Raw genomic sequence first — 10,193 nt, 5'->3', positions numbered from 1 at the left:
TCCGGTTTCAGCAGATCGGCGGGCCTGGAACCGACAGTCGAGACCGAGCGTTCGAGTCGTTGACCTGCCTGCGGCACGTGCCTCGAACCCTGCTCTCATCGCGGTGTACCCACCGATCGAACGCTCAACACGTTATCGGATGCGAACGACCGGTCGATGATGGCCTCACCGGGCGGTTGCGGCCTTCCGGTATCCGCGCAGCGCCGGGTAGATCGACAGCGCCAGCAGCGCAACCGTCCAGATGCTCACCTTGAGGAGGTTCTCCGCGATCGGGCCGCCGACCGCGAGCGCTCGCATCAGATCGATGGCCGGCGTCATCGGTTGGTTCGCCACGATCGGCTGCAACCAATCCGGGTATGCGCTCAGTGGCGAGAACCCCGAGTTGAAGAACATCAACAGGCTCGAGAAGAGCCCCAGGTACGGCACGATCGGCGCACCCGGTGCCGCGTTGACGGCCAGCGCCAGCGTCATGATCCCGAACGCTGCACCGTAGGCCAACGCGACCAGCACCAGACCGATGGCCGGTCCGACGCCCTGCGTGAAGCGGAAGCCGATCAGGTGCCCGGCGGCCAGCAGCAGCAGCGTCGTGACCAGCACTCGGGTCAAGTCGGAGGCCACGCGGGCGGTGAGGTCGGCGCCCCTGTTGATCGGCAGGACGTACAAGCGGGCCAGCAGCCCGGTTGACCGTTCCCGGTTGAGTCGTGTGGCCGACGCGATCGACCCGAACATCGCGCCGACGAGGATCACCAGCGGAACCGTGCCGTAGGCGCTGTCCTGGCCGGTTGCTCGTCCGACAGCGTCGCCGAGCACGACCTTGAACATCAGCATGCTCAACGCGGGAACGATCAGCGACTGCAGAAGCGTCGGGACGTCGCGGACGAAGACGAGCAATTGGCGCCCGGTCAGTGCGAGGCTCTGGCTCCACCAGGCGCGGATCGAGCCTTCGGGATGAACGCTGATCGCACCTGCGGCAGGGGATTCGGCGTGCGGGTCCCCCTGAATCGTCGACGGTTCGGTCTGCAGCGTCGTTGCGCCGCTGTCGGCGTGAGGCGCGCTCATGAACGACCCTTCCGGCTACCCATCACGAGGAGGAGCACGGCGACTGCGAGAAGCCCGATGCACCACAGGATCGTCGGCTGGAGGATCTCCCAGCTCAGCGCCCCATAATCCGTGGCGCGCATCACGTTCACGAACTGAGAGATGGGTTGGTTGCGAACGAACGGCTGAATCCACTCGGGGAACTGCGAGACGGGCACGAAGCCGGTCGACATCATCCCCAGGATGAGGGTCGGGAGCATCATGGCCTGACTCGTCGCCTCTGGACTGCCTGCCACCAGGCCGATCCCATCCGCCAGCAGGGCGATGAGAACACCGACGGTGAACGCCACGGTGTAGAGACCGACTGTGCCGACGAGTCCACCCATCGGGCGCCACCCGATGGCGGCGCAGGCAACTGTCGCGCAGATCAAGGACACGACGAGCAGGGCCACATTCGTGGCCAGCCGCGCACACATCGGAACCGCAACCGGCATCGGCAGCACGCGAAAACGCGTGTTGATTCCCTGGGTGTCGTCGAAAGACGAGCGCATCGCGGCCGACGATGCGGCGAAGCCCACGGATTGCAGCACGATGATGGGCATCAAGAACTGTCCGTAGCTCACGCCGAACGAATCCATCAGGCTACTCAGGGGCAGATAGAAACACACTGCGAGGAAGACCGGGGAAACGAACGCGAACACGAACTCACCGTTGCGGAAAACCTTGGAGACACCACGCAATGTGAGCGCCCACCACTGTTGCAGCGGGCGGGTTCGGGCTTCTGCGGGTACGCCTGCGGACGCAGACAAGGAGCCGACTTCGGACACCGACATGACGCCTACTTCCCGCTGCGATCGGGATCGGTCAACGCCAGGAACACCTCGTCGAGCGAAGGGCGTCGCATCGCGACGTCGGAGAGTTCGATCTCGGCTTCGGTGGTGCGACGGATGACTTCCACCAGCGTCTCCGTACCGCGTGGCGCCGGAACGGAGACCGCGTGATCGTCGGTGTGCGCCGCGCCCTCCGGGACGAGATCGGCCAGGACGTCCAACAGCTGCGGCAGATCAGCGGCACGGGCGGGGGTGACCTCGCAGTACGCCGCGCCGGTGGCCTCCTTGAGCTCGTCGGAGGTTCCCTGGGCGATCACGCGTCCCTTGTCGATGACAATGATGTTGTCGGACAGGACGTCGGCCTCTTCGAGGTACTGCGTGGTGAGCAGGATGGTGACGCCCTCGTCGCGGAGTCGTCCGACCAACGACCACACCTCGAGACGACTGCGGGGATCGAGACCGGTGGTCGGTTCGTCGAGGAAGACCACTTTCGGCGAGGTGACGAGTCCGCAGGCGATGTCGATACGCCGCCGCATGCCGCCCGAGTACTGCCCGACACGTTTGCCGCCGGCCTCGACCAGCGAAAACGTCTCGAGCAACTCGTCTGCACGGGCCCGGGCAGCAGACTTGGAGAGCCCGAGCAGGCGACCGAACAGGATCAGGTTCTCGCGCCCCGTCAGCGCCTCGTCGAGAGCGGCGAACTGCCCGGTCAGCATGATGGACCGACGGACTGCGGCGGATTCGGCGACGACGTCGTGCCCGTTGACGGTTGCCGAGCCACCGTCCGGCTTCAGGAGCGTGCACAGCATGTTGACAGTGGTCGTCTTGCCGGCACCGTTGGGTCCGAGTAGCGCGACGATACTGCCGGCCGGCACTGTGAAGCTGACGTCCTGCACGGCGAGAGTGTCCTTGAAGCGCTTCTGCAGGTTCCTCACATCGATCGCAGCCGCACCGGTCGGTGCAAGGCGTCCCGACTCGCGAACATCAGCAGGACTCGCGTCGGCAACCATCGTCGCCGACTGTTGAGGGGCGTGAACATGCAGTTGCAGATCGTCTTCGGCAGGTCGATCGCTGCCGTCGAGGCCAGTCACCCGCGTTGCGGTCTCGACACCCGAACCGGCGGATGTCGCCGATTGCACGAGATGCGCTGGTTCGTCCTCTTCCGAGGTGGTCGCTGCGTCCACAACCGGTGTCGTACTCTCTCGCGTGCCGGTGGCTGCGTTCCTCCGCTCGTTCTCCAGGCGCCATTCCCGCAATTTCGCCGCAACGGCGTCTGGGTCGTTCTCGGCGGCTGCCGGCGCGGTCCGATCGTCCGTCGGGAGATCGTCTTCGGGTCGCCGATGCCGAGGTTGGCGCATCTCATCGGAGGATTGCTGACCAGAGGCCACGGGCATCTCTTCTTTCAGTCGATTACCTACGCTGCGACTCCGAGCTTCGGACCCGGACCCATACCAGCCTATCCATCCCAGGGTTGGCAATCACCCGGTGACTGTCGTGTCTCTGGACTGGCGGACACATGTCCGATTTCGGGCCCGAACGCAGCGCCGCCGGCCGTGCTCTGGGACAGTCTCCTCATGCCCCCCTTCTGACACCGAGCGAGAGATCCTGTCCTGGGAGCTCAACGGCGTCGCCTGCCGCGAGCTCGCCCAACAGGTCGTCGACGACGGTTTCGCGCCCGACATCATCCTGGGCATCGCGCGCGGCGGCCTCATCCCCGCCGGCGCGATCGCATACGCGCTCGACTGCAAGTTGATGATCTCGCTGAACGTGGAGTTCTACACCGGCGTCGGAGAGACCCTCTCGGAGCCGGTCATGCTGCCCTCCCTGCTCGAGTCGAGCGGATTGACCGACCAGCGGGTGCTGGTCGTCGACGACGTGGCGGACACCGGGAAGACTCTCAAGCTGGTCAACGACTTCTGTGAGGAGCAGGGCCGCGTCGCGGAGGTACGCAACGCCGTTCTGTACAAGAAGCCGTACACCATCACGGTTCCCGACTACACCTGGCGTACGACGGACAAGTGGATCAACTTCCCGTGGTCCGCAGAGGGGCCGATCATGGCAAGGTGACACCGTGACCCAACACGAGCAGACCACCGACAAGACCGGTGCAACCACGTCGGTACGCGACAACGGCTCTGCCCGACGCTACGAGATCACCGTCGAAGGGACGTCCGACGGTGATCTCGTAGCGGGCTTCGCCGAGTACCGGGACCGCGCCGATGACTCAGGCGCGGTCACCGAACGGGTCTTCTTCCACACCGAGGTCGCCGAGGAGTTCGGTGGCCGGGGACTCGCGACGATCCTGGTTCGAGAGGCACTCGACGACGCCCGGTCGCGCGGGCTGGTCATCGTCGGGGTCTGCCCCCTCGTTGCGGCGTTCCTGAAGAAGCATCCGGAGTACGCCGATGCCGCGCGACCGGTCACGCGCGACGTCCTGGCCTGGCTCCGGGATCAGCAGCCCTGACGGATCGCCTCAAGCCGGGGCGACCGGACCTGGGGCGGTCCCCGAGGTGTCCACATCTCCCACCGGGGTGGCGTCCACGCTGACGCCGGAGTCCCGGTGGATCTCCACCCGGCGCATGCGGAGGCCGACGTCGACCACGATCGAGGCGAGCACGTCCCGTCCCGCCGGCAGGATGCGGGCGGTGACACTGCCGTGAGCGGCGGATGTCGACTCGACCGCGGTCAACTCTTCGACGAGCATCCGACGTGCGAGGCTCCCGGGCGAGGATTCGTCGTCGAGGTCGTCTGACGCGTAGTCGTCGAGGGCGCCGTCGTCGAGCAACCGGACGGAGACGCCGCGTCGGCGCACGGCCCACACCGACTCAGCCACCTCCGGCGCGTCCCAGCCGGGCGCGCGGATGGTGTCGCGGAGCTGCGCCTCCGTCAGGCGCACGTCGCGCGCCTCCTCGGGGCCGAACTCGTGTCCGCCGGCGATCTGCTCCAGGATCGGACGTGCGCCCGCGTCGAGACGCTCGAGCTGCCTTCTCCGTTCGTCGGCCGACGCCGCCGTCGCTGCCTCCTCCGCCGCCTGCGCGAACGCCTGCTCCCGAAGGCTGCGGAGGCGGTCGGGCATCGGGATCGCCATGAGCCCGAACAGTGTTGCCAGCACCAGGACGGGATAACAGAAGAGGGTGTTGCCGGCCCCGACCGCGTAGCCGATGCCGATCATCTGCCCGGTGACCGCAGCCAGCCCAGTGGCGCAGAACGCCCCCACCCACGCGAACAGAGGTCGCCGGTACAGCACCACCATGGCCAGGATGATCGTCAACGCCGAGCTCGCGGGCGTGGTCTGAAGGGTCAGGTACGTGTCGAGCGAGAGAGTCCAGAACGACATCGCGAGTCCGGCGACGGTCAGGACGGTCACCACCGCTGCGGTGCCCCACGGCAGCGTCGTCCGGCCGTAGCGCATGAGCAAAGACGTGGCCACCACGAACAGGACGAAACCCGCCGTCAGCGCGACCCAGGTGCCGACCGATCGGATCTGCCAACCGGCGCCGATGGTCACGGCCACGTAGATCAACGCGAAGACGAGGAGAGCTCTGACGAGCAGCGGCGAGCCGAGTCCGAAAAGATTTTCGGTCGTCGCGTCGAGGTCGATCGCTTCCTCGGGCATCGGATGCGAGTTCATGGCCGCCTCCATTCGACGGTGACGGCCGTGCCCTGGCCCGGCGCGCTCTTGATCTCGGCGCTGCCGCCCGGCAGACCGGCCATTCGCACACGGATGCCGACCGCGATACCGAAGCGCCTCGGATCGACGACGGCGGGATCGAAGCCCACTCCGTCATCGACCACGGTCACCTTCACGAAGCCGCGCCCGAACTCGGCGGTGACCTCGCAGCGCGCGTCCGGGCCCGCATGCCGCACACAGTTCCGGGTGGCCTCGGCCACGCAGTCGACCACATCCTCCACGACCTGCGCCGGATAACCCACCCCGGGTGACGTGACGACGTGCGTGTACGAGGCGAACCCGCCCATCGAAGCGACGGTCTCCTCCATCCGCGAGTCGAAGGTCCGAGCCGTGACTTCTGACGGCGGTACGGTGCTGCGGTCGAGTTCGTCGATCGCCGATGCCGCCTGCTCCGCGAGCCGCGGGTCGGGTGGCCCCTCCCGAACGGCCAGGAGGGTGGCGATCACGTGGTCGTGGATCAAGGAGGCGAACCGGGAACGCTCCGCCTCCTGTGCCGCGCCGGCAGCGGCCCTCGCGGTCATCGAAAGGACTGCGGGGTGCCGCGCGTCGAGGGCACGCACGTTGCGCACCGCAGCCAAGGCCACGGCCAGGAACACCCCGGCAAGCGCCGCGGACAGCGGGACACTCAGCAACTCGACGGGACGGAGCTCCCCGTAGCGGGCGATCTGGTTGGCGGCGTGCACGGCGAAGGTGGCGACGACCAGGTTCGTCACGGCCAGGCCGGTGCGCAGCATGACGACCAGTCCGAAGCTCGGCACCGACGGGAACTGCAACAACCACACCGCCCAGCGGGCCTCCTCGTCCGGTTCACCGAGCCAGGCCGGGAACCACAGGAGCGTCGCGGCGAGATAACCCAATGCGCAGGCACAGACCAGTCCCAGCAGAGCTCGCGGAACGGTCAGGAAGGTCGAGGCCACCAAGAGAACGGCGGGCACGACCACCAGCAGAAAGCTCACCGGCGTCCACCAGGATGCCGCGAGGTCGGCTCGCATCACGGCGACCGGAATCATGACGGTGGCAAAGGCGAGGAGTCCGCTCCCGACGAACCTGCACCCGATCCGCTTCTGCCGGTCGAGGTCGGAAGAGTCCTCGCGGATACCGCGCCCCAGGCCTCGGCGAACGCGATCGACGACACGCGCCGCACGCACCGCACCCACGGTGCTGTGGGACCGTGTCGTCGTGCTCATCTGGACAACCGCCGGTCCGCCGAAGCCTCTTGAAGAGCTGCCCCCGCGGTCGTGAACTCGACCAGTTCCACCTGATCGTCGGTGTCGACCCCCACCGACGCCAGAGTGTTCCGACCCGGCGGGTGGATGCGAACGGTCACGCGACCGCTCTCGGCGTCGGCGAGGAGTTCGGCAACCGCGGCACCAAGCCGGTCACGAGTCCGCGCGGCCTCCTCTTCGGCGAGGACGGACAGACCGCCGTCGTCGAGCAGCACCACCTTCACGCCCCGCTGCCGAGCACGCCACGCCGCGTCCCGGACCTCCGGCACGTCGAGATCCGATGCTCGGATGCCGTCGCGGAGCTGGGCTTCGATGAGGCGGGCGACGGCGACCTCCTCGGCACTGAACTCCTGTCGCTCGGCGATGCGGGTGAGAATCGGCCGGGCACGTTCGTCGAGCGCTGCCAGGCGCCGGCTCCGAACCTCGGCCGCCGCAGCCGCCGCAGCATCACGCGCCGCCTGCCTTTCGTTGGCCTCACGCAGCCCGTACAGTTGCCGGGCCATCGGCCGCAGCATGAGCGAGAACAACGAGCCCATGATCATGATCGCGTAGCCGGGCAGGGTCACCGCCAGACCCCACATCGCATCCCCGATCGCGACATGCCCCCACTCGGTCGCCACCAACGAGATCACGATGCTCGCGCTCCACGCTGCCAGTGGTCGGCCGCGCACCGCGACGAAGGCGAGGACGATGACCGACGCACCAATGGACGGGCCGGTCTGCATGACATGCGTCAACGGGAACGGCAGCGAGAACAGGGAGGCTGTCACCCCGGCGACTGACAGCACCGCGATCAGCACCGTGGTCGGCCCCGGCAACGGGTCGCCGGGCGCGTCGAGGATCAGGAATGCGCCGGCTGCGAAGAACAGGAAACCGGCGATGATCCCGACCCACTGCCACACCCCGGTGACATCCGCGTTGGCGTACACGGTGACGGCGAGATAACCGCAACCGAAGGCTCCCATCGTCACCCACAACGGACGCGAGCCGATGCCGAAGGCGTTGACGACCGCTCCCCGCTCCGCGTCCAGGTGGCGTGCCCGGTCCCCGATCACGACCGCTCCCACCCGATCTGGACGGTGGTCCCACGGCCCGGCCGACTGTGCACCTGCGCGTGGCCACCGGGCAGTCGGGACATCCGGCCGCGGATGCTGACCGCGATCCCGACCCGACCGGGGCCCACCGAGTCCGGATCGAAGCCGGTGCCGTTGTCGACGACCGCCATGCTCAGCACCTCCGGCGCGAGCTGCACGATCACCGCGCACTCGGCCTCGGGCCCGGCGTGCCGGACGACGTTGCGCAGCGCCTCGGACATCGCCTCGACAACCGCCTGCACGACTTCCACGGGATAGTCGACGTGGTCCCACCGAGCGACCCTCGTACCGTCGGAGTCGGCCGCAGCGCCGAGGATCTGGACCTCGAATCGCTCGGAGACGTCGGCGGCGGCCGACCTGATCCGGCGGAGCGTCTCCGCTCGTGACACCAATTCGGCGTCGCCTTCGCTCGGCACGCGGACCAGTTCCTCGAGAGCGGAGCGGGCCTGTGCGGCGAGGCGGTGATCCGGTGTGCCCGGTTGCACCGCGAGCAGGGACGCGATCACCCGGTCGTGGACGATGGCGTCGAACCGTGCCTTCTCGACCTCGCGGGCCGCCTCCGCGGCGACATTCGCCGCGTTCCGGTAGGTCTCCTCACGGGTCTCGTCCAGATGCCGTCCGGTGCGGGCGGCCACGAGGACAACCGCGAGGAAGACCGCGGTGAACACGACCGACCACACGATCTCGAACACCAGATCCGAGGTGATCGCCCCGAACCGCCCGAGTTGCTGCGAGACATGCGAGACAACGGACGACACGACGAGACTGATCGCACCGAGCCTGGCATTGACGAGCATCAACACCATGCTCGGCATTCCGCAGAACGCGATCATCCACTGCGCCACGTCCTCCGGGTCGGCAAGCGTGGTCCCGGTCCACGCCGGGAACCACAGCGCGATTGCCAACAGATAGCCACCCCAGGTGGCCAGGGCCAGTGGGCCGAGCCAGGACACGCCCCGGCGGAAGCTGAAGAGAATCAGGAGGATTCCGGGCCCGACGGACAGCAGGATGCTCAGCGGAACCCACCAGGAGGCGGTCACCGTGGCGGCGGAGGCGATCGCCGCGAACGAGACGATCGGGTAGCCGATGAAGCCGAGGCCGAGGAAGCGCGCGCCTATCCGGCGGACATGGTCGAGATCCGGCTCGGCCGAGTCGGATTCGAAGATCCGACGCACCCAAGCCGGATGTTCCGTCGGTTTGTCGGAGAGAGATGCATCGGTCGCGGCCATCAGGTCAACCCTCACATCCACCGGTGACGCGGTCAATCCATCGGGGGAACCAACGGGAACGGCGTACGCACCCCCGGCACGACAAACGGCCCGTCCCCCTCGAGAGGGGAACGGGCCGTTCGGGTGTCGATCTCGCTGGGAGTCGGCTTACTTGGCCTTCTCCAGCACCTCGACCAGACGCCAGTGCTTGGTCGCCGACAGCGGGCGGGTCTCCATGATCCGCACGCGGTCACCGACGCCGGCATCGCCGTTCTCGTCGTGTGCCTTGACCTTGCTCGTGGTCCGGATGATCTTCTTGTAGAGCGGGTGGCTCTTACGATCTTCCAGCTCGACCACGATGGTCTTCTGCATCTTGTCGCTGACCACGTAGCCGATCCGCTCCTTGCGGCGGTTACGCTCGGCAGCCTGGTTTTCGGTCACTTTCTGGTCCTCACTCATGCGTCTTCACCTTCCGGTCCCGACGCCAGGCCCAGCTCACGCTCACGCATGACGGTGTAGATACGTGCGATCTCGCGACGCACGGTGCGCAGACGGCGGTTGTTGTCGAGCTGGCCGGTGGCCATCTGGAAGCGAAGGTTGAAGAGCTCTTCCTTCGACTCCTTCAGGCGGTCGACCAGATCGGCGTCGTTGAGCTCGCGCAGCTCGTTCGCAGCAACTCCGAGAGACATCAGAACTGCTCCTCTCGTGTCACGATCCGGGTCTTGATGGGGAGCTTGTGCTGGGCGCGGCGCAGGGCCTCGCGAGCGATCTCCTCATTCGGGTAGGTCATCTCGAACAGCACGCGACCCGGCTTGACCGGGGCGACCCACCACTCGGGCGAACCCTTACCCGAACCCATGCGGGTTTCGGCCGGCTTCTTGGTGAGCGGGCGGTCCGGGAAGATGTTGATCCAGACCTTGCCGCCACGCTTGATGTGCCGGTTGATCGCGATACGAGCGGACTCGATCTGACGGTTCGTGATGTACGCGCCTTCCAGAGCCTGGATGCCGTAATCGCCGAACGTCACCTTGGTGCCGCCCTTGGCCTGCCCCTTGAGGCTGGGGTGATGCTGCTTGCGGTGCTTGACCCGACGTGGGATCAACATG

General features: G+C 67.1%; 12 protein-coding genes. 2 read left to right on the top strand and 10 right to left on the bottom strand.

Annotation, left to right across the window (positions count from 1 at the left end; all coding sequences use genetic code 11):
- Window positions 1–165: 165 nt before the first annotated feature.
- From LQD00_RS17075 to LQD00_RS17065, 3 genes are read right to left on the bottom strand one after another with little or no spacing between them, the layout of a single operon-like run.
- Window positions 166–1,059 (bottom strand): ABC transporter permease, encoded by an 894-nt coding sequence (locus tag LQD00_RS17075; RefSeq protein WP_232718318.1) that lies wholly within the window; start codon window positions 1,057–1,059, stop codon window positions 166–168.
- On the bottom strand, window positions 1,056–1,871 hold the full coding sequence (locus tag LQD00_RS17070; protein ID WP_232718317.1) for an ABC transporter permease: 816 nt from the start codon (window positions 1,869–1,871) through the stop codon (window positions 1,056–1,058). The genes LQD00_RS17075 and LQD00_RS17070 overlap by 4 nt, the downstream gene beginning before the upstream one ends.
- Window positions 1,872–1,876: 5 nt before the next feature.
- The gene (locus LQD00_RS17065) at window positions 1,877–3,262 is read right to left on the bottom strand and encodes an ATP-binding cassette domain-containing protein (RefSeq protein ID WP_232718316.1); all 1,386 of its coding nucleotides are present in this window, start codon (window positions 3,260–3,262) and stop codon (window positions 1,877–1,879) included.
- 208 nt (window positions 3,263–3,470) lie between these two features.
- On the opposite strand from LQD00_RS17065, the gene LQD00_RS17060 reads away from it, so the two are divergent.
- Window positions 3,471–3,935 carry a phosphoribosyltransferase gene (locus LQD00_RS17060; protein WP_232718325.1) on the top strand — a complete coding sequence of 155 codons (465 nt, stop codon included), beginning with the start codon at window positions 3,471–3,473 and terminating at the stop codon, window positions 3,933–3,935.
- A gap of 4 nt (window positions 3,936–3,939) precedes the next feature.
- Complete coding sequence (locus tag LQD00_RS17055; RefSeq protein WP_232718315.1) at window positions 3,940–4,332, top strand: GNAT family N-acetyltransferase; 393 nt, start codon at window positions 3,940–3,942, stop codon at window positions 4,330–4,332.
- A gap of 9 nt (window positions 4,333–4,341) precedes the next feature.
- Here LQD00_RS17055 and LQD00_RS17050 read toward each other — a convergent pair whose 3' ends face one another.
- The 7 genes from LQD00_RS17050 to rplP form a co-directional block, all read right to left on the bottom strand.
- Window positions 4,342–5,499, bottom strand: coding sequence for a hypothetical protein (locus LQD00_RS17050; protein WP_232718314.1), 1,158 nt, complete (start codon window positions 5,497–5,499; stop codon window positions 4,342–4,344).
- Complete coding sequence (locus LQD00_RS17045; protein WP_232718313.1) at window positions 5,496–6,746, bottom strand: sensor histidine kinase; 1,251 nt, start codon at window positions 6,744–6,746, stop codon at window positions 5,496–5,498. Before LQD00_RS17045 ends, LQD00_RS17050 begins: the two co-directional genes overlap by 4 nt.
- Window positions 6,743–7,840 carry a hypothetical protein gene (locus LQD00_RS17040; protein ID WP_232718312.1) on the bottom strand — a complete coding sequence of 366 codons (1,098 nt, stop codon included), beginning with the start codon at window positions 7,838–7,840 and terminating at the stop codon, window positions 6,743–6,745. The genes LQD00_RS17045 and LQD00_RS17040 overlap by 4 nt, the downstream gene beginning before the upstream one ends.
- Window positions 7,837–9,108, bottom strand: a complete 1,272-nt coding sequence (locus LQD00_RS17035; protein ID WP_232718311.1) for a sensor histidine kinase — start codon at window positions 9,106–9,108, stop codon at window positions 7,837–7,839. Before LQD00_RS17035 ends, LQD00_RS17040 begins: the two co-directional genes overlap by 4 nt.
- A 147-nt stretch (window positions 9,109–9,255) precedes the next feature.
- Complete coding sequence (gene rpsQ, locus LQD00_RS17030; protein ID WP_005194649.1) at window positions 9,256–9,546, bottom strand: 30S ribosomal protein S17; 291 nt, start codon at window positions 9,544–9,546, stop codon at window positions 9,256–9,258.
- Window positions 9,543–9,776, bottom strand: a complete 234-nt coding sequence (rpmC, locus tag LQD00_RS17025; RefSeq protein ID WP_005194647.1) for a 50S ribosomal protein L29 — start codon at window positions 9,774–9,776, stop codon at window positions 9,543–9,545. The genes rpsQ and rpmC overlap by 4 nt, the downstream gene beginning before the upstream one ends.
- Window positions 9,776–10,192 (bottom strand): 50S ribosomal protein L16, encoded by a 417-nt coding sequence (gene rplP / locus LQD00_RS17020; RefSeq protein ID WP_004020548.1) that lies wholly within the window; start codon window positions 10,190–10,192, stop codon window positions 9,776–9,778. Before rplP ends, rpmC begins: the two co-directional genes overlap by 1 nt.
- Window position 10,193 lies beyond the last annotated feature (1 nt).

The organism is Gordonia metallireducens (genome assembly GCF_021245825.1).
GTDB classification, from domain to species: Bacteria; Actinomycetota; Actinomycetes; order Mycobacteriales; family Mycobacteriaceae; genus Gordonia; species Gordonia namibiensis.
The sequence above is the reverse complement of the archived record's forward strand: the minus strand, read 5'-3'. Positions and strand labels throughout refer to the sequence as shown.